The sequence below is a fragment of the Pseudomonas sp. NFPP12 genome, assembly GCF_900103205.1.
Classification (GTDB): domain Bacteria; phylum Pseudomonadota; class Gammaproteobacteria; order Pseudomonadales; family Pseudomonadaceae; genus Aquipseudomonas; species Aquipseudomonas protegens.
In genome coordinates this window covers 1-19,884 of the sequence record NZ_FMWW01000007.1, presented here as the reverse complement: position 1 = coordinate 19,884, position 19,884 = coordinate 1, and the positions used below count along the sequence as shown (strand labels likewise).

The 19,884-nt window shown below is 62.0% G+C and carries 18 protein-coding genes, 4 tRNA genes and 1 pseudogene; 12 read left to right on the top strand and 11 right to left on the bottom strand.

Going from position 1 to position 19,884, the window contains the following annotated elements; genetic code table 11:
* Positions 1 to 61 precede the first annotated feature (61 nt).
* The 5 genes from clpB to BLS75_RS27965 all read left to right on the top strand — a co-directional run bounded on the left by clpB (position 62) and on the right by BLS75_RS27965 (position 3,337).
* Complete coding sequence (gene clpB / locus BLS75_RS27985) at positions 62 to 2,626, top strand: ATP-dependent chaperone ClpB (protein WP_011063533.1); 2,565 nt, start codon at positions 62 to 64, stop codon at positions 2,624 to 2,626.
* Positions 2,627 to 2,922: 296 nt separating this feature from the next.
* Positions 2,923 to 2,998 (top strand) — tRNA-Asn (locus tag BLS75_RS27980).
* A 9-nt stretch (positions 2,999 to 3,007) separates the two neighbouring features.
* Positions 3,008 to 3,084: transfer RNA gene (locus BLS75_RS27975), tRNA-Pro, on the top strand.
* A 5-nt stretch (positions 3,085 to 3,089) separates the two neighbouring features.
* Positions 3,090 to 3,165 (top strand) — tRNA-Lys (locus tag BLS75_RS27970).
* Between the two features lie 95 nt (positions 3,166 to 3,260).
* Positions 3,261 to 3,337 (top strand) — tRNA-Pro (locus BLS75_RS27965).
* A 224-nt stretch (positions 3,338 to 3,561) separates the two neighbouring features.
* Here BLS75_RS27965 and BLS75_RS27960 read toward each other — a convergent pair.
* Positions 3,562 to 4,773 carry an aminopeptidase P family protein gene (locus BLS75_RS27960; protein ID WP_072453018.1) on the bottom strand — a complete coding sequence of 404 codons (1,212 nt, stop codon included), beginning with the start codon at positions 4,771 to 4,773 and terminating at the stop codon, positions 3,562 to 3,564.
* 284 nt (positions 4,774 to 5,057) lie between these two features.
* Here BLS75_RS27960 and BLS75_RS27955 point away from each other — a divergent pair, with 284 nt between their 5' ends.
* Together BLS75_RS27955 and BLS75_RS27950 are read left to right on the top strand one after the other, a co-directional pair.
* The gene (locus BLS75_RS27955; RefSeq protein ID WP_072453020.1) at positions 5,058 to 5,816 is read left to right on the top strand and encodes a LuxR family transcriptional regulator; all 759 of its coding nucleotides are present in this window, start codon (positions 5,058 to 5,060) and stop codon (positions 5,814 to 5,816) included.
* A 95-nt stretch (positions 5,817 to 5,911) separates the two neighbouring features.
* Positions 5,912 to 6,802 (top strand): proline iminopeptidase-family hydrolase, encoded by an 891-nt coding sequence (locus BLS75_RS27950; RefSeq protein ID WP_072453021.1) that lies wholly within the window; start codon positions 5,912 to 5,914, stop codon positions 6,800 to 6,802.
* 56 nt (positions 6,803 to 6,858) lie between these two features.
* Here the strand turns inward: BLS75_RS27950 and BLS75_RS27945 are convergent, their stop codons facing one another.
* From BLS75_RS27945 to BLS75_RS27935, 3 genes are all read right to left on the bottom strand, one after another.
* Positions 6,859 to 8,157 carry an NAD(P)/FAD-dependent oxidoreductase gene (locus BLS75_RS27945; protein WP_011063529.1) on the bottom strand — a complete coding sequence of 433 codons (1,299 nt, stop codon included), beginning with the start codon at positions 8,155 to 8,157 and terminating at the stop codon, positions 6,859 to 6,861.
* A gap of 60 nt (positions 8,158 to 8,217) precedes the next feature.
* Positions 8,218 to 8,391: a DUF3094 family protein gene (locus BLS75_RS27940; RefSeq protein WP_015637073.1), complete on the bottom strand. Its 174-nt coding sequence runs from the start codon at positions 8,389 to 8,391 to the stop codon at positions 8,218 to 8,220.
* A gap of 189 nt (positions 8,392 to 8,580) precedes the next feature.
* The gene (locus BLS75_RS27935) at positions 8,581 to 9,210 is read right to left on the bottom strand and encodes a DUF1780 domain-containing protein (protein ID WP_011063528.1); all 630 of its coding nucleotides are present in this window, start codon (positions 9,208 to 9,210) and stop codon (positions 8,581 to 8,583) included.
* A 143-nt stretch (positions 9,211 to 9,353) separates the two neighbouring features.
* On the opposite strand from BLS75_RS27935, the gene BLS75_RS27930 reads away from it, so the two are divergent.
* The 3 genes from BLS75_RS27930 (at position 9,354) to BLS75_RS27920 (ending at position 10,786) form a co-directional block, all read left to right on the top strand.
* Entirely contained in the window at positions 9,354 to 9,821 is a 468-nt protein-coding gene (locus BLS75_RS27930; protein ID WP_026019989.1) for a hypothetical protein, read from the top strand.
* On the top strand, positions 9,818 to 10,507 hold the full coding sequence (locus tag BLS75_RS27925; protein ID WP_047289276.1) for an energy-coupling factor ABC transporter permease: 690 nt from the start codon (positions 9,818 to 9,820) through the stop codon (positions 10,505 to 10,507). The genes BLS75_RS27930 and BLS75_RS27925 overlap by 4 nt, the downstream gene beginning before the upstream one ends.
* Positions 10,508 to 10,570: 63 nt before the next feature.
* Positions 10,571 to 10,786 (top strand): hypothetical protein, encoded by a 216-nt coding sequence (locus BLS75_RS27920; RefSeq protein WP_011063525.1) that lies wholly within the window; start codon positions 10,571 to 10,573, stop codon positions 10,784 to 10,786.
* Between the two features lie 19 nt (positions 10,787 to 10,805).
* Here the strand turns inward: BLS75_RS27920 and yacG are convergent, their stop codons facing one another.
* Genes yacG through BLS75_RS27900 form a run of 4 tightly spaced genes read right to left on the bottom strand, consistent with a single transcriptional unit; the run spans position 10,806 to position 13,718 of the window.
* A complete protein-coding gene (gene yacG, locus BLS75_RS27915) occupies positions 10,806 to 11,009 on the bottom strand; it encodes a DNA gyrase inhibitor YacG (protein ID WP_047289273.1) in 204 nt (67 codons plus the stop codon).
* The gene (gene coaE, locus BLS75_RS27910; RefSeq protein ID WP_072453023.1) at positions 11,006 to 11,629 is read right to left on the bottom strand and encodes a dephospho-CoA kinase; all 624 of its coding nucleotides are present in this window, start codon (positions 11,627 to 11,629) and stop codon (positions 11,006 to 11,008) included. Before coaE ends, yacG begins: the two co-directional genes overlap by 4 nt.
* Positions 11,626 to 12,498 (bottom strand): prepilin peptidase, encoded by an 873-nt coding sequence (locus BLS75_RS27905; protein WP_072453026.1) that lies wholly within the window; start codon positions 12,496 to 12,498, stop codon positions 11,626 to 11,628. Before BLS75_RS27905 ends, coaE begins: the two co-directional genes overlap by 4 nt.
* Before the next feature lie 2 nt (positions 12,499 to 12,500).
* Positions 12,501 to 13,718: a type II secretion system F family protein gene (locus BLS75_RS27900; protein ID WP_072453029.1), complete on the bottom strand. Its 1,218-nt coding sequence runs from the start codon at positions 13,716 to 13,718 to the stop codon at positions 12,501 to 12,503.
* Between the two features lie 329 nt (positions 13,719 to 14,047).
* Between BLS75_RS27900 and BLS75_RS27895 the strand changes: the two genes are divergently transcribed.
* Complete coding sequence (locus BLS75_RS27895) at positions 14,048 to 14,464, top strand: pilin (RefSeq protein ID WP_072453032.1); 417 nt, start codon at positions 14,048 to 14,050, stop codon at positions 14,462 to 14,464.
* 228 nt (positions 14,465 to 14,692) lie between these two features.
* Positions 14,693 to 15,049, top strand: a complete 357-nt coding sequence (locus tag BLS75_RS27890; RefSeq protein WP_011063519.1) for a BON domain-containing protein — start codon at positions 14,693 to 14,695, stop codon at positions 15,047 to 15,049.
* Between the two features lie 210 nt (positions 15,050 to 15,259).
* Here BLS75_RS27890 and BLS75_RS27885 read toward each other — a convergent pair whose 3' ends face one another.
* The 3 genes and pseudogenes from BLS75_RS27885 to BLS75_RS27875 form a co-directional block, all read right to left on the bottom strand.
* On the bottom strand, positions 15,260 to 18,178 hold the full coding sequence (locus BLS75_RS27885; RefSeq protein WP_072453034.1) for a DUF748 domain-containing protein: 2,919 nt from the start codon (positions 18,176 to 18,178) through the stop codon (positions 15,260 to 15,262).
* Between the two features lie 105 nt (positions 18,179 to 18,283).
* Entirely contained in the window at positions 18,284 to 19,300 is a 1,017-nt protein-coding gene (locus BLS75_RS27880; protein WP_072453037.1) for a class I SAM-dependent rRNA methyltransferase, read from the bottom strand.
* A 146-nt stretch (positions 19,301 to 19,446) separates the two neighbouring features.
* Positions 19,447 to 19,884: pseudogene (locus BLS75_RS27875) on the bottom strand (acetyl-CoA C-acetyltransferase); the annotation flags it as partial.

The window sequence follows — 19,884 nt, the reverse complement described above, 5'->3', positions numbered from 1 at the left end:
TGGCAGGTTTCTCTATTTAGGTGTGTCCATCGCTCCGGCCTGCTCAAAAGGAAGGTGACTAATGCGTATAGACCGATTAACCAGCAAATTGCAGCTGGCCTTATCCGATTCTCAATCTCTGGCGGTTGGCCTCGATCATCCGGCCATTGAACCGGCGCACCTGATGCAGGCGCTGCTGGAACAGCAGGGCGGCTCGATCAAGCCTCTGCTGATGCAGGTGGGCTTCGACGTCAACAGCCTGCGCAAGGAACTGAGCAAAGAGCTCGACCAGCTGCCGAAAATCCAGAACCCCACTGGCGACGTCAACATGTCCCAGGATCTGGCGCGCCTGCTCAACCAGGCCGACCGCCTGGCGCAGCAGAAAGGCGACCAGTTCATCTCCAGCGAGCTGGTGCTGCTGGCCGCCATGGATGAGAACAGCAAACTCGGCAAATTGTTGTTGGGCCAGGGCGTGAGCAAGAAAGCCCTGGAGAACGCCATCAACAACCTGCGTGGCGGTGAAGCGGTGAATGACGCCAACGTCGAAGAGTCGCGCCAGGCCCTGGACAAGTACACCGTCGACCTGACCAAGCGCGCCGAAGACGGCAAGCTTGATCCGGTAATCGGCCGTGACGACGAAATTCGCCGGACCATCCAGGTGCTGCAACGCCGGACCAAGAACAACCCGGTGCTGATTGGTGAACCAGGCGTGGGTAAGACCGCCATCGCCGAAGGCCTGGCCCAGCGGATCATCAACGGCGAAGTGCCCGATGGCCTCAAAGGCAAGCGCTTGCTGTCCCTGGACATGGGCGCCTTGATCGCCGGCGCCAAATATCGTGGCGAGTTCGAAGAGCGCCTCAAATCCCTGCTTAATGAACTGTCGAAGCAGGAAGGGCAGATCATCCTGTTCATCGATGAGCTGCACACCATGGTCGGCGCTGGTAAAGGCGAAGGCTCGATGGATGCGGGCAATATGCTCAAGCCGGCCCTGGCCCGTGGCGAGCTGCACTGCGTGGGCGCCACCACGCTCAACGAATACCGCCAATATATAGAGAAGGACGCAGCCCTCGAGCGGCGCTTCCAGAAAGTGTTGGTGGATGAGCCGAGCGAGGAAGACACCATTGCTATCCTGCGTGGGCTGAAAGAGCGCTATGAGGTGCACCACAAGGTGGCGATCACCGACGGCGCGATCATTGCCGCGGCCAAGCTCAGCCATCGTTACATCACCGATCGGCAGTTGCCGGACAAGGCCATCGACCTGATCGACGAGGCCGCCAGCCGCATCCGCATGGAGATCGACTCCAAGCCGGAAGTGCTGGACCGTCTGGAGCGGCGCCTGATTCAGCTCAAGGTTGAATCCCAGGCCCTGAAGAAAGAAGACGACGAGGCCGCGATCAAGCGCCTGGAGAAACTCCAGGAAGAGATTGTCCGCCTGGAGCGTGAATACGCTGACCTGGAAGAAGTCTGGACTTCGGAGAAAGCCGAAGTGCAGGGTTCTGCGCAGATCCAGCAGAAGATCGAGCAGTCGCGCCAGGAACTGGAAGCGGCGCGTCGTAAAGGCGATCTCAATCGCATGGCCGAGTTGCAGTACGGGGTGATCCCGGACCTGGAGCGCAGCCTGCAGATGGTCGACCAGCACGGCCACAGCGAGAACCAGTTGCTGCGCAGCAAGGTTACCGAGGAAGAGATTGCCGAAGTGGTGTCCAAGTGGACCGGCATTCCAGTGTCGAAAATGCTTGAAGGCGAGCGCGACAAGCTGCTGAAGATGGAAAGCCTGCTGCACGAGCGGGTGATTGGCCAGAACGAAGCCGTGGTGGCGGTGGCCAACGCTGTGCGCCGTTCCCGAGCCGGGTTGTCCGACCCGAACCGGCCCAGCGGTTCGTTCATGTTCCTCGGCCCGACCGGCGTGGGTAAGACCGAACTGTGCAAGGCCCTGGCGGAATTCCTCTTCGATACCGAAGAGGCCATGGTGCGGATCGACATGTCCGAGTTCATGGAGAAACATTCCGTGGCTCGCCTGATCGGTGCGCCACCAGGCTATGTCGGTTATGAAGAGGGCGGTTACCTGACCGAAGCCGTGCGTCGCAAGCCGTACTCGGTGATTCTGCTGGACGAGGTCGAGAAGGCGCACCCGGATGTGTTCAACATCCTGCTGCAGGTCCTGGAAGATGGCCGTCTGACGGACAGCCACGGGCGTACCGTGGATTTCCGCAATACGGTGATCGTCATGACCTCCAACCTGGGGTCGGCGCAGATCCAGGAGCTGGTAGGGGATCGCGAGGCACAACGTGCGGCGGTGATGGACGCGGTGTCCACCCACTTCCGGCCGGAGTTCATCAACCGGGTCGACGAAGTGGTGATCTTCGAGCCTCTGGCACGGGATCAGATCGCCGGCATCACGCAGATCCAGTTGGGTCGCCTGCGCAGTCGCCTGGCGGAGCGCGAGCTGAGCCTGGAACTGAGCGACGAGGCCTTGGACAAGCTGATCGCTGTGGGTTACGACCCGGTGTATGGCGCACGGCCGCTGAAACGGGCCATCCAGCGCTGGATCGAGAACCCGTTGGCGCAGTTGATCCTCTCCGGCGGTTTCCTGCCGGGAGCCACGGTTACCGCCTCGGTGCAGGACGACGAAATCGTCTTCGCCTGATCACTGATCGGTGGGTTTATAGAGGAGGCCTCGCATTGCGAGGCCTTTTTTTTCACTAGGGCGTTGAACTGTAAGGAAAAGGCTTGTAAAGTGCGCCCCGCAGTCAGTCACCCCCGAGGTTTTTTCTGATCAAGAAGAAACCGGCAATGAAGTCGCAAATCATTGTCTTAAAAGCAATTTAAGGGGTTGACAGGGGTTTTTAAGATTGTAAAATAGCGCGCCTCAGAGACATGAACGTAGCGATGCGAACAAGTCGAAGAGGATGAAGTAAAAAGTTGTAACTTGAAATATGTAGTTCCGTGATAGCTCAGTCGGTAGAGCAAATGACTGTTAATCATTGGGTCCCAGGTTCGAGTCCTGGTCACGGAGCCAATTTCAAACCGGGGTATAGCGCAGTCCGGTAGCGCGCCTGCTTTGGGAGCAGGATGTCAGGAGTTCGAATCCCCTTACCCCGACCATTTTTGGGTCGTTAGCTCAGTTGGTAGAGCAGTTGGCTTTTAACCAATTGGTCGTAGGTTCGAATCCCACACGACCCACCATTTTTGAAACCAGTTAGCGCTGGAATCGAATCTTAAGAACAGAGGCCAAAAGCGCTGTTCGAAGAAGGCGCCTCTAGAAGGTGCCTTTTTTTTACCGGGGTATAGCGCAGTCCGGTAGCGCGCCTGCTTTGGGAGCAGGATGTCAGGAGTTCGAATCCCCTTACCCCGACCATATTCACGAAAAAGGGCACCTCATTGAGGTGCCCTTTTTCGTATGCCTGTGGAAAAGTTCGCAGCCCCGCTGGCGTCGAGCCTAGGGTAGGTTACCTACAGCCCTTGATGCCTCGATTGTGCTTGTGCTGAATGTTCTCCGTCACAGTATTTGGCTGATGACTCGAGTCATGGCTGAAGCGGCGAGCCTTTTCTGTGGGGGAGGGCGTTTTCCAGGCAGTTGAGTCAACTGCCAATGATGTTGTGCCGCGGCCCGTACGGCAGCCCGGTGATATTGCACGCGCCGTGCTCGTCGACGATCAGGATGTCGTGTTCCCGATAACCGCCGGCACCGGGCAGGCCTTCGGGCAGCCTGATCATCGGTTCGATGGACACCACCATGCCGGGCTCAAGAATGGTCTCCACATCCTCACGAAACTCCAGCCCGGTCTCGCGCCCATAGTAGTGGTTGAGGATGCCGAACGAATGGCCATAGCCGAAGGTACGGTATTGCAGCAGGTCGTGCTCCAGGTAGAGGGCGTTCAGTTGTCGAGCGATATCGCTGCAGCGTGCGCCGGGCTTGACCAGTTGCAGCCCGGCTTCATGCACCTGGACGTTGATCTCCCACAATCGCAGGCAGGCGTCGGGGCAATGGCCGAGGAACAGCGTGCGCTCCAGGGCGGTGTAGTAGCCGGCGATCATCGGGAAGCAGTTGAGGCTCAGCACTTCTCCTGGGCTGACCCGTCTCGAGGTCAGTGGATTGTGGGCACCATCGGTATTGAGCCCGGACTGAAACCAGGTCCAGGTATCCATCAGTTCGGCCCCCGGAAACGCCTCGGCAATCGCCCGCACCATGGCCTGGGTGGCGTGTCCGGCCACCTCGTATTCCGGTACCTGGTCGTGCAGGGCTTCGATGGCGGCGGCCCCGCCGATGTCTGCAATCCGCGCACCCTGGCGGATCAGCGCTTGCTCTTCGGCGGACTTGAGCATGCGCAGGTTCATGCAGGGCGCGGCGATGTCCAGTAACTGTGCCTGGGGATAGAGCTCGGCAAAGGCCCGGTGATTGGGCAGGGTCAGATGATCGAACTCCAGCCCCAGGCGCGAAGCGCGGGGCAGGGCCTGCTTGACCGCGACGAAGAAATTGCCCCGCTGCCAGTCGGTGTAGATCACCTGGGCATCGCAGGTCGCCCGTCGCCCCGGTTGGCCGCCGTCGATATTGGCGCTGATCAGCACGCTGTGGTCCTGGGTCACCACGAGGGCGTACTGGCGGCCGAAGGAGCAATACAGGAAGCCGGCGTAGTAGTTGATGTTGTGGTACGAGGTGAACAGCGCGGCGTCAATGTCCTGTTGCGCCATGTAGGCCCGCAGGGCGCCCAGGCGTCGAGCGTATTCTTTGGGGGAGAAGGTGGCAGGGGCTTTGTCGCCGTTGTGCAACTCAAGCGTCTGGGGCATCTGCATGGCCTGGGTCCTTGTCTGCTATGAGCGATGCATGGCGCCACACGGGGTGGGCCGTGACACAGCATTGCAGCAGATAGGGCGGGGGCAGGCATGTGCGGTACCGACCTTGAGCTGGTTGTCAGCGCTGTTTTGCGGGTCATGGCCATGGGCGCCGATGACGCTGGGGCAAGCGTTGGTTGCACCGCAAACCTAGTATTTCTTATAGGTTTTGCCTGGCCCGTTGCTGCCGGGCGTGGCATTCTGGCCCTTCGCTGTTAAGGATCAACAGTAAGGAAGCGGCAAGGATGCAGAGCAGGCTCGCGGAATTTGATACCCATCTTTTGTCCGGAAACTCGCTGCATGAGCGAATGACGGGAACCATGACACTGGCCTCGGAACTGGGTTTCGATGCCCTGGTTTATGACTACAGCCCGGTGCCTTTCGATCAGGCAGGCGAGCTGATCATCCCCAGTGCCATGGTCTGCAATACCCCCAGGGACTGGCTGGAGCTCTGGTGCGATCAGGGTTACTACCATATCGACCCGGTCCAGCAGGTTGCTCTGGACAGCTCCTCGCCCTTTATCTGGTCCTACAAGCCCGAGGCGGAAACCGTCCTGCGCCAGGCCCTCGGGCAGCAGCACGCTCCGGTATCCAGTTACCTGCACCATCATCAAATGGCCCATGGCATGACTGTGCCCATCCATTTACCCAGGGGCGGTTTCGCCAGCCTCACCGGTTTGCGCTCCGGCAATGCCACGGTGGCATTACAGGACTTGCAACAGGTTCAGGGCCACTTCACCCTGCTTGCTCATGCGTTGCAGGAGCATCTCTATCCACAGCTCAGCAAATGCGTTCGCAGTTATCCGGTTGATCTGACCCGGCGTGAACGCGAGTGCCTGAAATGGGCTGCAGAGGGCATGACTTCCGACGAGATTGCCGAGCGCCTGCAGCGTTCGCAGGCCACGATCAACCTGCACCTGACCTCGGCGATGCACAAGCTGGGCGCCAGGAATCGGGTTCAGGCGGTGGTTCGCGCGGTTCACTATCGCCTGCTGGGGAACTGAGGCGAGTAGCGCAGGCTCTGCCGCACTGGAGGCGTTGGAGCGCGGAACGGAAGATTGAACGACACAGGCTGATTGTCATCAGGGAGCGATGCGCAATGAATGCAAGCAAACCACCACTGGAAGGCTATGCCTCCTTTGGCGTCCATCAGACGTGGTATCGGGTCACCGGGGATCTGCACAGCGGACTTACGCCCCTGGTGATTCTGCACGGCGGTCCGGGCTGCACTCATGACACCCTGGACGCCTTCAGGGATGTGGCCGCCAGTGGTCGGGCGATCGTTCAATTCGATCACCTGGGAAGTGGCCTCTCCACTCGTCTGGATGGCAAGCCGCCGTCGTTCTGGAGCCTTGAACTCTACCTGGAGCAGTTGGACAACCTCCTGGACCACCTGCGCATCAGTCAGGACTACGCCCTGCTGGGTCACTCCTGGGGAGCTGCGCTGGCCAGCGAGCACGGGGTGCGCGCGCCGGCCGGCTTGCGTGCGCTGATCCTGGCCAATGCGCCAGCCGACATGCGCACCTGGGAAGCCGAGACCCTGAAACTGCGCACAGCCCTGCCTGAGGAAGCGTTGCAGGTGCTGGCCTGGCATGAGCAGCCGGGCTCCCCTCGTGGCGCCGAATATGTGCAGGCCTGGCAGTTGTACTTTGAACGGCATGTATGTCGGCTGCGCCCGTGGCCTGAAGAGGTGGCGCGGATGTTTGCCCAGGGCCGTGGTGCCGATGGCGCGGAGCGGAGGGGAGGTTTTCCGCTGATGGACAACCTGCGGGACTGGAGCATCGTCGAGCGCCTGGAACGCATCGAGGTGCCGACGCTTTTGATCTGTGGCCGCTACGATGAAGCCACGCCAGTTGTGGTCAGACCCTACCTGGAGAAGATTCCCGGCATTCGCCTGGCGTTGTTCGAACACTCCAGCCACATGCCCCACGTCGAGGAGCGGGTCGCCTGCATGGGCACCGTCGTGAATTTTCTCGATGAATGCCTGTAACCGCACGCCAGCACCCCACGCTACGTTGCGTAGCGGGGGCGTGGTTTTTCAGGGGCCTAGTGCAGCTTCAGGCGTGGATCGGTACCGCGGCCGATTCGGCTGCCAAGCATCAGCATCGCGGTGCGGAAGACTCCGTACAGCGCCATCTGGTGCATGCGATACAGCGAGATGTAGAACATCCGCGCCAGCCAGCCTTCGAGCATCACGCTGCCAGTGAGGTTGCCCATCAAGTTGCCCACCGCCGAGAAGCGCGACAGCGAGATCAGTGAGCCGTAGTCGGTGTACTTGTAGGTCGGCAGGTCCTTGCCTTCGATGCGCAGCTTCAGCGACTTGGCCAGCAACGAGGCTTGCTGGTGCGCGGCCTGGGCCCGTGGCGGCACATTGCGGTCGCTGCCTGGTTGCGGGCAGGCGGCGCAGTCGCCGAAGGCAAAGATGTTCTCGTCGCGAGTGGTCTGCAGGGTCGGTAGTACCTGCAGTTGGTTGATGCGGTTGGTCTCCAGGCCGTCGATGTCCTTGAGGAAGCCTGGCGCGCGAATGCCCGCGGCCCAGACCTTGAGGCTGGCGGGAATGGTCTGGCCGTCGGCGGTGATCAGGCTGTCGGCGGTCACTTCGCTGACCGAGGCGTTGGTCAGCACCTTGACCCCGAGTTTCTCCAGGGTCTTGTGCACCGGGCCGCTGATGCGTTCGGGCAGGGCAGGCAGCACCCGTGGCCCGGCCTCGATCAGGGTGATGTGCATGTTTTCCGGGAGAATCCGGTCCAGCCCGTAGGCCGCCAGTTCATGGGCCGCGTTGTGCAGTTCTGCCGCCAGTTCCACGCCAGTGGCGCCGGCGCCGACGATGGCCACGCTGATCTGCTCCACGGCATCGGTCTGCCCGGCATGGGCTCGCAAATAGTGGTTGAGCAGTTGCTGGTGGAAGCGCTCGGCCTGCTTGCGGGTGTCGAGGAACAGGCAATGCTGGGCCGCGCCCTGGGTGCCAAAGTCGTTGGTGGTGCTGCCCACGGCGATCACCAGGGTGTCGTAGCCCAGCTCCCGGGCCGGCAACAGCTCCACGCCTTCTTCGTCGTAGGTGGCGGCCAGTTGGATCTTCTTGCGCTGCCGATCGAGCCCGCTCATGCGGCCCAGCTGGAACTCGAAGTGGTTCCATTTTGCTTGGGCGACGTAGTTGAGTTCGTCTTCGGAGGAGTTCAGCGAACCGGCAGCCACTTCGTGGAGCAGCGGTTTCCAGATGTGGGTCAGGTTGGCGTCCACCAGCATCACACTGGCGGTGCCGCGCTTGCCCAGAGTCTTACCCAGGCGGGTCGCCAACTCCAGGCCGCCGGCGCCGCCGCCAACGATGACAATACGATGAGTCATGGGGATATCTCGCAAGGCTAAAAGAAATCGGTGCAGTCAACCGAGCGAGCGCGAAGCAGCTCATAGCGTCAGGTAACTGATGAAACGGCTCAACAGGCCCAGGGCGACGGTCACCGCAATCACCACCACGAGGAGCATCCACGGCCGAAAGGGCCGGCGCTCGACTCGATGCTGGGGCAGTTGCAGGTATTCTTCGACATGGCGTTGGTCGTCGGGGTTCAGGCGGCTGCTCATAAAAGACCTCGTCAGATAGACGTCGCAACGTTGAGGAATGTTACAGCGCGGTGTTATCCGGCATGAACGGAGCATAGCCGCTGCCGCGTGAGGGCTCGCTGGCACGGGCCCGGCGTTGGCAGGCAAGTGTGCTTTTTTACCATTGCCGGGCGGATTGCGCCATGGCTACACAGGGCGCATTGACCGGCGTTACAAACTGATGCCGACGTCGAAGAGGATGCTGCGGCCCAGGTTGCTGCGCAGGAACTCCGGTGCATCCGGGTGGGCGAACAACACGCGGGCGAACGTCGGCCCCACCAGGGACAGCGAGCGCCAGCCCTGGCGCAGGTATTCGGTGGGGGGCGGGAAGTGGCTGTTGAGATCCAGGACTTCGCGTTTCAGGGCGGCGAAGGCAATGATGTCCAGCTCGCCGAGGTTCATTCCGCGTTCCTGATAGTTGTGGGCCTTCTTGCGCAAGGTCGGTGCCAGGCGCAGCAAAAGTTCGCTGGCCGGGATGCGCTTGGGCTTGGCTTCGCGGCGCACCAGCTGGCTCAGGGAGAACGCGCTGCGCCGGCGCTGCAGTTCGTCACGCCATTCATCGTTGAGCCTGCGGCCTTCGTCGAGGACGAAGAACACTTCGAAGCTGGCCTCGCGAAACAGCACATCGGGGGGCTCTTGCCCGGCGGCGGTGAACTCGTCGTTGCGGTAGGGAATGTTCAGGCCTTGCAGCAGGCGCTGGCAGACCCAACGCTCACGCTCCCATTTGCGGGCATTGGACAGGAACGCGTTGGCTTGTTCGGCCTGGATGGTAAGCAGGCGCAAAAAATCTGAGTCATCCATACCCCCAAGCTTAGCGCTCAAATATGACCTTAAAAACCACGGCCGTGCAAAAACCTCCGCAGGTGTTGCCGGCAACCTCGCTGGAGCCTGTCCAGGGGCGGTGTAGACTGTCTGCCGTCCAACCATTCGATAAGGAGTGCGCAGTGAAGCGCTGGTCAATGCTGTTGCTGGCCCTGTTGCCGTTGTGGGCCCAGGCCCTGGAAATAGGAGAGCGCCTGGCGCCCTGGACCCTGCTGGATCAATTCGACCAGCCCTACAGCCTCGATTCCCAGGCGCGGATCCTGTTGGTGGCACGTAGCATGGACGCCGCCAAAGTGGTGAACGCGGCGCTCAAGGACAAACCCAAGGGCTACCTGCAGGAGCGCCACGGGGTGTTTGTCGCCGATATCCAGCGCATGCCGACAGTGATCGCCAAACTGTTTGCGGTGCCGGCCATGAAGGATTACCCCTACCGAGTGATGCTCGATCGCGATGGGCGCGTGGCACCACGCTATCCCGCCGCCGAGGATCAGGTGCTGTGGCTGCAACTGCAGGATGGGCAACTGGTCGCCCGGCAGGCGTTCGCCACGGCCGCGCAATTGGCTGCGGCGCTGGAGCGGGCCCAGCCATGATCAGCGCGGCGCTGCTGTCGCCGCAAAGCCTGATTGGCGGCTGGCTGCTGTATGTGCCAGTACTGATCTGGGCGGTACTGCGGGCGCCCTGGGTCGAGCTGTTTACCGACAGCCGGCGCCAGCACTTGCTGTTTGGCACGGTGTTCGCCTTGTTTCTGCTGTGGCTTGTGCGCCGGGATTTCGACACCGGGGTCTCCTACCACTTCATCGGCATGACCGCAGTAACCCTGCTGCTGGACTGGCCGCTGGCGATAGTTGGCGGCTTGATCGCACAGTTGGGCCTGCTGGCCCTGGGCCGGCAGGACCTGGCGGCGCTGGGGGTCAATGGAGCCTTGCTGATCCTGCTGCCGGTGGCGGTCACCGAGGCCTGCGCCTGGCTGGTGGAACGGGCCCAGCCGCGCAATCCCTTCGTCTATATCTTCTGCTCGGGGTTCTTTGCGGCGGCACTCTCGGCATTGTTATGCCTGCTCTGCGGCCTGGGCCTGCTGTGGTTCGACGAACGCTTTGCCATGCCCGAATGGCTGGAAGATTTTGTCGGCTACCTGTGGCTGATCATCTTCCCGGAAGCCTTTATCAACGGCATGGTGATCAGCGCCCTGGTGGTGTTCTGCCCGGAATGGCTGGAAACCTTCAACCGCACCCGCTACCTGTCGGCTCCCTGGAAAGACGAGGATCCGCGCCCTTGATCCATATCAATCCACGGTGTTTTGCCGGGCTGCATGCTCGGCAAAAATCTCAGGAGTGCGGTCATGAGTGTCTACCAGTGGGCCCGGCAGGAAGTGCGCGACAGTCTGCACAATGCTCAGCAGGAAGGTTTTGAACCGGGGTTGAGCCTGCGCGCCCTGCTCAGTGCGGTGGTGCAGCAAAGCAAGAGTGTGCGCAGCATCGAGGACCTGGCAGACGAGCTGCAGTTTCTTGCGGAGAACCTCGACGACGATCAGGACTACAGCTTCATGCGGCCCTGACCGGCGCCGGGGTCAGCACTCAGTGAGCGCGAGGGGGCAGCTCTTCGGAGAACAGGTCGTCCTCGGCATCCGGGCTCACCGGAATCTTGTGCTCCTCGGCAGCCCAGGCGCCCAGGTCGATCAGCTTGCAGCGATCGGAACAGAAGGGCCGATTGATGTTGGCCGCGGTCCATTCCACAGGGGCGCCACAGGTTGGGCATTCGACGGTCAGGGGTTGGCTCATGACTGGCCTCCACGCAAAGTTAGGTAAAAGTGATGCAGGCGCTCGACCTCGCTGCGCAACCAGGCGTGGTCGCGGTCGTTGACCAGCACGTCATCGGCATGGCGCAGGCGTTCCTCACGGCTGGCCTGGGCCTGGAGAATCGCCTGGACCTGCTGTTCGCTGATCTGGTCGCGCTGCAGGGTACGCTCGATCTGCAGTTGCTGGGGCACGTCGATCACCAGAATCCGCTGGGTCATCCGCGACTGGCCGGATTCGATCAGCAGCGGCGACACCAGGATTGCGTAGGGCGATTCGGCGCGGGCCAGGTGGCTGACAATTTCCTCGGCGATCAGCGGGTGCAGCAGGGCTTCCAGCCAGCGACGCTGTTCGGGCACCTCGAAGATCAGCTTGCGCAGAGCCGCGCGATCCAGTTGGCCGTCGGCCAGCAGCACGCCTTGGCCAAAGTGCCGGGCAATCTGTTCCAGGGCCGGGCGGCCTGGCTCCACTACCCAGCGGGCGGCATGATCGGCATCGATCACATGCACCCCCAGGTCGATGAAGTGCTGGGCGGCGGCACTTTTGCCGCTGCCGATGCCGCCGGTCAGGCCGAGGGTCCAGGGTGTGTTAACGGAGCGAGTCATTGGAAACCGACAAACTGCAGATAGAAGTCGGTTATTTGACCACCCCAGAGCAAGGCAATCCAGCCGGCAATGGCCAGAAAGGGTCCAAAGGGGATTGGCGTCGAGGTCTTTTCCCGGTGCAGGCGCAGCAGGATCGTGCCGAGAATCGCCCCCAACAGGGATGACAGCAGCAGGGTCAGCGGCAGGATCTGCCAGCCGCCCCAGGCCCCGAACAGGGCCAGCAGCTTGAAATCACCGTGGCCCATGCCCTCCTTGCCGGTCAGCAGCTTGAACAGCCAGAACACCGACCACAGGAACAGGTAGCCGATCACCGTCCCCCATAGCGCATCCTCCAGGCTGATCAGCAGGCCGAAGCTGTTGGCGATCAGCCCCAGCCACAACAGTGGCAGCACCAGCACATCCGGCAGCAGCTGGTGATCGGCGTCGATCAGGCTCATTGCCAGCAGCCCCCAACTGAGGATCAGCATCAGCCCGGCCGCCCAGCCGAAGCCGAAGTGCCAGGCGATAAAACCCGAGATCAGCCCGCAGGCCAGTTCGGTCAACGGGTAGCGCGGGCTGATGGAGCTATTGCAGTGGGCGCAGCGGCCACGCAGCCACAGGTAACTGAGCAGCGGAATGTTTTCCCAGGGGCGGATCGGCTGCGCACAGTGCGGGCACTGGGAGTGCGGCAGCATCAGGTTATAGGGCGCAGCCACAGGTTCCGGCTCCAGCCCCAGCACGTCGCGGGCCTGGGCTCGCCAGTCGCGTTCGAGCATTTTCGGCAGGCGCCACACCAGCACGTTGAGAAAGCTGCCGACGATCAGGCCCAATACCAGGGCCGCAGCCACGAAGGCCATGGGGTAGAGAGTGAGGGCGTCAGTCAGGGGCATGTTCAGATCGCTGTACCGAGTTGGAAGATAGGCAGGTACATGGCAACCACCAGGGCGCCGACGATACCCCCCAGGACCACCATGATCAACGGCTCCATGAGGCTGGTCAGGCTGTCCACCAGGTTGTCCACCTCGACCTCGTAATGGATCGCGACTTTTTCCAGCAGATGATCCAGGGTTCCGGACTCTTCGCCGATGGCGGTCATCTGGATCGCCATGGTCGGGAAGATGCCGCTGGCGCGCATGGCAAAGTTCAATTGCATGCCGGCGGCGACCTGCTGGCGGATCCGTTGCACCGCTTGCCTGAAGACCGGGTTGCCGCTGGCTCCGGCCACTGAATCCAGGGCCTGCACCAGGGGAACGCCGGCGGCGAAGGTGGTGGCCAGGGTCCGTGCGTAGCGGGCCACCGCGGATTTGTGCAGCAGTGGCCCGGCCAGGGGCATGTGCAAAAGGCCGACATCCAGGCGGTCACGCAAGCTCGGGGAGCGCTGATAGGCCAGGCGCGCCGCAAGCCCGCCCAGCACACCGGCAGCCAGCAGCAGCGTCCCCTGCTGCTGGATGAAATGTGACAGAGCGATGACCCACTGGGTGAGCAGTGGCAGCTCGGCATTGAAACCGGCGAACAAACTCTGGAATTGGGGGACCACCTTGAGCAGCAGGATGCTGCTGACCACGACCGCCACGCCGATCACCGCCAAGGGATAGACCATGGCTTTCTTCAGCCGCGCCTTCAGCTTCTCGCTCTTTTCCTTATAGGTGGCGACTCTCTCCAGCAGGGTATCCAGGGCGCCGGCCTGCTCGCCGGCGTCCACCAGGTTGCAGTACAGCGGGTCGAAGTGGCGCGGCTGTCTGCGCAATGCCGTGGCCAGGCTGGAGCCGGCCTCGATGTCGCGCTTGAGGCTGGCCAGCAGTTGGCGCATCTGCGGATGCTCGAAACTTTCGGCAATGATGTCGAAGGATTGCAGCAGCGGCACCCCGGCCTGCATCAGCGTGGCCAACTGCCGGGTGAGCAGGGCAATGTCCCGTGCCCCGACTCGCTGATGCAGGCGCAGCCAGCCCTTGGGTTTGCGTCGGACTCGGGTTGGGGTGATGCCCTGTCTGCGCAATTGCGCCCTGATCAGGGCCGGGGTCGCGGCGCTGAGTTCTCCGGTGAGGGGGCGGCCCTGGCTGTCGGTGCCGTGCCAGAGATAGACACTGGTCGCGGGTGCTTTTACCGCCATGGTTCGATCCTTGGTGCAAGGGTGGATAGGGAGGCGCAAGCGCCCTGCTGTGTTCGAACGGGTGATAGATCACCCTGACCCCCGGACGTTCCTTGGTGGGGGCGCGAGCCGACCGTCGGGTCGCCAGGCACCTGTCCAAGCCTAGCTGGCGAGGCGCTGCCCGAGAGGGGCAGGGGCTGACGAAATTTGTCAGTTTGTGCGACTCCTTGCGCTCAAGGCCATGGGCTATCGCGGCTGCAGGCCACGTAATCCGTGGGTTATCCCCTGGCACAGGCTGTGCTTCACGCCTTTGTGCTCATGCAACATTCGTCCATGCCAGGAGGCAACCCATGAAACATCAATCCGGTTTTACTCTGATCGAATTGCTGGTGGTGGTAGCCATCATCGGCATCCTCGCCACCGTGGCGATGCCGATGTATGCCAAGTACCAGGCGCGGGCCAAGGTGATTGCCGCCCTGTCCGAGGCGTCGGCCCTGAAGGTCAACGTCGAGGATCTGCTGAACCAGGGGACTGATCCGACCCTGGCCCTGGCCGGGGGCACGGCCCAGACCGCCAACTGCCGGATGAGTGCCGGCGGGACGGCGGCCACCGGTGAAGGCAGCATTGGCTGCACCCTGCTCAATGCGCCGGGGCCGGTGCTGAACAAGACCCTGACCCTGACCCGTTCGGCGACTTCAGGATGGACATGCACCACCACTGTGGAGGCCGACTATGCGCCCAAAGGCTGTGGTACGGAGGGGGCTTGAGGAGGCTTTTAACGATTGGCCAGGCCGCGCTGAAAAAGCCGCAACTTGCATGCAGATTGGCGGGCAGTCATGCATTTTGCATGATGCCGAATTATTAATGATTTTATAACTTATTGATTTTTAAGAATATTTATAGGCTCCTAGACTTGGCACAGCACCTGCAATATCCCTCATAACCCTGTTGCCAGGACACGGCGCAGGCTTTCTTAAAGAACAGGAGTTACTCGTATGAAGAAGTTCGCTATCGCTGCCGCAACTGCTACCGCTCTGACCCTGACCATGGCTAACGCAGCATTTGCGCAGACCACTCAAAACACCCAGTCGCCCATGGTGGTGGCTGCCGGTGAAGTGACCAAGGCCAAAGAGGCCACCTCCGATACCTGGATCACCACCAAAGTGAAAAGCGATCTGGTAACCGAGAAGGGCATTCCTGGCACCGACATCAAGGTTGAAACCAACAAGGGCGTTGTTTCGCTGTCGTCCACTGTTGCGGTAACCGAGGCTCAGAAAGCTACCGCCGTGGCCATCACCAAGAAAATCAAAGGCGTCAAGGCAGTTTCCGCTGACGGCCTGAAAGCCGAGTAACACTCACGCTTCTCGCCTGGACAGGGAGAGGGTGCGGTAGACGAGCCCAGTGATACGTCTGCCGCTTCTCAAAAGGGTTCATGCGGAAGATCACAAGGACGTGATCATTACAGGCCCCGGCACTGAGTGTCGGGGCCTGTTCTATTGTGGGCGCCAGGCAGGCGCTGCAGGAGAGACCGGCCGGGCTGGGTGGAGCCCGGCGCGAGAGGTTTATTCGCTGTCCAGGTGCAGCGGGGTGACGACCCGGCCATCGCTTTCGGCCTGGCCCAGGTTGGCATCGATGAAGTAGACCCGGTCGTCGGCCAGTTGGCCCTTGTCCACCAGGAAGTCCTTGATGCTGCTGGCGCGCTCCTGACCCAGTTGTCGCAACAGCACGTCGCTGCTGCTCCAGAACTTGATCAGACCTTCACGCAGCTTGGCGCTGCGTTCGTCGCGGCTGAGCTGGGTCCATTCCGCCGGCGGCTGCTGTTTCAGGCGGGTGCGGTAGATGCCTTCCAGCAGAGGGGCCTTTTCGCCCTCGGGAACCTGCAGCAGGGACGCCTGGGCGGGGACCTTGTCACCGCGGCGCTGGAGGATCTTGTAGTAGTTGTACTGGTATTCGCGCTCCAGCCGCTGTTCGGCGATCAGCGGGCCGTCACTGCTCTGGGCGCTGGTACCTTCGATTTCCAGGCGCAGGGTCGGACGCTCCTTGAGCGCCTTGGCCAGGGTGGTCAGGGCCGACTCGGATTCCTTGCTCAGGTCGCTGGAGCCTGGAGCGAAGGACACGTTGCTCAGGTCTTCCGAGCCACCACCGCTGACCAGCCCGCCAATGAACTTGAAGGGTGCCTGGGCGGCGCGCAGCACCAGATTGCGCAGGGTCTGCCAGACAATCGGCATCACGCTGAACTGCGGGTTGTTCAAATCACCGGAGATAGGCAGCTCGATGGAGATCTTGCCGTCCGTATCTTTCAGCAAGGCCACTGCCAGGCGGATCGGCAGATCCACGGCGTCCGGGCTGTCGACCTTTTCCCCCAGTTGCAGCTGCTCGACCACCAGTTTGTTCTCGGCCTTGAGCTGGCCCTTGGTGATCATGTAGTGCAGGTCGAGGTTGAGCCGGCCCTTGCGGATGCGGAAACCGGCGAATTTCCCGGAGTAGGGGGTCAGGGTGGTCAGTTCCACTCGTTTGAAGCTGGTGGCAATATCCAGGGCGGCCATCGGATCGAACGGGTTGACGCTGCCCTTGATGGTCACCGGCGCATAGCGGTCGACCTTGCCCTTGACGTCCACGTCTGCCGGCTTGGCCTGGCGGCTGTCGATGGTGCCGACATGGCCGTTGAGCTGCTGGATGGCGGTAGCGAAGTTAGGCGTCAGGCTCAGGTCGGCGAAGTTCGCCGAACCGTCGTTGATGGCGATTTCACCGATGTGGATGCCCAGGGGCTTGCTTGAGCTTGGCTCGGCCTTCGTCGAGGATTTGCCACCACTACTGGGTGGTTGTGGAATCAGCAGGTCGTCGATGTTGGTGGTGCGGTCATCGTTGATGATGAAGCGTGCATAGGGCTGCATCAGGTTGACCCGGCTGATGGTCAGGCTGTCACCGTGCTGATAGTTCAGGCCTTCTACCACCACTTGTTTCCATTTCACGAAGTCGCGGGTCTTGAGGGTGTCCAGGGTGTGCAGCTGGTCCACATTGGCCCGGCCGGTGACGCTGAAAGTCAGGGGTTCGACTTTCTTCAGGTCCACTGCCAGATCACTGCCGAGCATGCCGCTGCGCAGTTCCAGGCGGATGAACGGGCTGATATAGGACTGGGCGACGCGCAGGTCGATGTCCCGGGTCTGCACCTTGAGTTTGGCGCTGACGGGGTTGAGGTTGACCTCGCCGGTGGCGTTGACCTTGCCTTGTTTGCCCAGGCCGGTATCGAGCTTGAGGGTGAAGGGCGACTGGTTGAGGCTGTCGAAGTTCTGCAGGTCCAGGTTCAGCGGCCCCAGCTCCAGGGCTACGGCGGGCTTGGCCTTGCGATCGGCCAGGTGCACCTGGTAGTTGCGCAGTTGCACGTCCTTGAGCAGCACCTGCCAGGGTTTACCTGGTACTGCTGGTTCCTTGGGCGCGTCGGCAGCGGCCGGCTCGGGTTTTGGCGCCGGTTTGGCCGGCTGACTGGCGAAGAGCTTTTGCCAGTCCAACTGGCCATCGGCTTCAAGGGCGGCCCAGGTTTCGAGCTTTTGGCTGCGGACCTTGCCGACAATCACGTGCTGCTTGGCCAGGTCGACTGTGGTTTCGCTGACGTCCAGGCGCTCCAGACGCGCCAGTGGGCGACCGTCCGGGGCCTTGATGGCAAAGGGCGCGACGCTGATGGAGGTGTTGTCCAGCAGCAGCTCGGTTTCCTTGGCCAGGCTGAATTTGTAGTGGGTACTGAGGTTGACCACGCCGTCTTCCAGCACCAGCGGCACCGCATCGCGCACATAGGGCCACCAGGCTTTCATCTTGCCGTCGGTGACTTTCAAGGTGCCTTCGGAGGTCAGCGGCGTCACGCTGAAGTTGCCGCTCCAGTCGATCTGCCCGCCCTCGGGGCCGCTGGCGACCAGCGTCATGTCGGCGCTGTCGTCCGGCAGGGTACTGAGGTTCTTCAACTCAAAATCGAGCTTGTTGTAGAGGAATTCGATGGGTTCGCTGGGGCGCAGGTCCTGGAAATGCAGGTAGCCGCCGGCCAGCTTGATGCGTTCGATGCGTACCGGGAAGGGTTTTGCGTTGGGGTCGCTTGGGGTCGGTTCGCTGGCCGGCAGCTTGAACAGGGCCAGGAGGTTGAGCTTGCCTTCCTTGTCGAAGAGGATTTCGGTCTTGGGCTGGTCCAGCTCGACATCCGCCAGGTGCAGCGCACGTTTCCACAGGCTGTCCAATTGCAGATTGGCGTAGAGGCGATCGAAGGCGATCTGCTCCTTGCCCGGTTCACCGATGCTCAGGCCCCAGAGGGTCAGCTCCAGGCTGAAGGGATTGAGCTCGATGCGCTGGATATGGGCTGGGGTGGTGGCGTAGTTGGCCAATTGCTGGTTGGCCACCCGCAAGGCAATGCCCGGCAGAATCAGAAAGCCCAGCAGACTGTAAAGGGCGAGAGCGGTCAACAAGGCGCAAAGAGCGCGAATCAATCCTTTGGTCATGCGAGGCTTCATCTATCTGAATCGGAAGTGCCTTGGAGTATGGCACGCGTTTACGGTTCCGAAACCACTCCAGTCTTCAGGATTGTTCAGATTTCCTGCTCTTGGTCAAAGTTGCAGGATCAAGGTTTTCAGTGGGGGTTGCCCGTCTTGGGAGGGGAAGTCCGCGGCGGGCGCCAGGACCTGGCAGTCGCGAACCGGACGCCCGGCCTTCTCGGCGCAGCGCAGTACTTGTTCACGCCAGTCCGGCATTGAGACCTTGGCCAGGTTGTTGCAGCAGATCAGCACGCCGTCTTCGGCGGTGGCCAGCAGTGCCGGCTTGAGCAGGCTCTGGTAGTCACGCAGCAGGTCGACCGTGCCGAAGGCGCTTTTGGCCCAGGCTGGCGGATCCAGCAGTACCAGGTCGTACTGGCGCTGTTCAAGGCGCGGATAGCTGGGCAGTTTCTGCCCGCGGCGCTGGCTGATGGGCAGGCCCGCCAGTTGGCGGATGGCCGGGAAATAGTCCGACTGCACGAACTGCATCTGTGGCAATTGCGGGTTGAGCTGGCCGTTCTCCCGTCCGACGGCGAGGTTGCCCTCGGCGAAGTCCAGGTTGCATACCTCGCGCGCGCCGCCAGCTGCGGCGCTGAGGCCTACGCCACAGGTGTAGGCGAAGAGGTTGAGCACGCTTTTACCCGCGCTGTGCTGCTTGACCCAGCCACGGGCGTTGCGCAGGTCGAGAAACAATAGCGGGTCCTGCCCGGCGTGGCGTCCACGCACGCGGTAATTCAGGCCCCATTCGTGGCCAACCAGGTCCTCCAGGGCGGCCTCTTCGGCGCGGTACACCGAGTCTTCGCGGTCGATCCGCGAGTTGCCCCGGGAGCGGTCGTTGTAGACCAGCAGGGTCGACAGGTTCAGATGCTGATTGATGCTGGCGTGCAGTTGCAGCAGGGCGTCGCGTTCCAGCGTCTGGTGAAAGCTCTGTACCAGCAATTGCGGGCCATAGCGGTCGATGGTCAGGCCGCCGGCACCTTCCTGGCTGCCGTGGAACAGGCGATAGCAGTCGGTGCCTTGCTGATGCAGCTCGGCGAGCAGGTCCTGGCGGTGATCGAGAGCGGCGCGCAGCGCCTGATTCAAGGAGGACATGCGGAGCGCCTTGGAGCTGAGGAGTGAGGCGCGGCAGTTTACCAGCGTCCCGTCCGTTGTAGGAGCCAGCTTGCTGGCGAAGGCGCTCTCACGGGCACCTTCGCTGGCAAGCCAGCTCCTACAAGGAGGGCGGTTTTGCGTGGAGGTTAGCGCTCGATCGCCAGGGCCACGCCCTGGCCGCCGCCGATGCACAGGGTCGCCAGGCCCTTTTTGGCATCACGCTTGATCATTTCATGCAGCAGGGTCACCAGCACCCGGCAGCCCGATGCACCAATCGGGTGGCCGATGGCGATCGCACCGCCGTTGACGTTGACCTTGCTGGCGTCCCATTCCAGCTCCTTGGCCACCGACAGCGACTGCGCGGCGAAGGCTTCGTTGGCTTCGATCAGGTCCAGTTGGTCCAGGGTCCAGCCGGCCTTGTCCAGGCAGCGGCGAGTGGCCGAGACCGGGCCGATGCCCATGATCGCCGGGTCGACGCCGGCGTTGGCGTAGGCGGCAATTTTTGCCAGCACCGGCAGGCCCAGGGCCCGGGCCTTGCTGGCGCTCATCAGCATCACCGCGGCGGCGCCGTCGTTCAGCGCCGA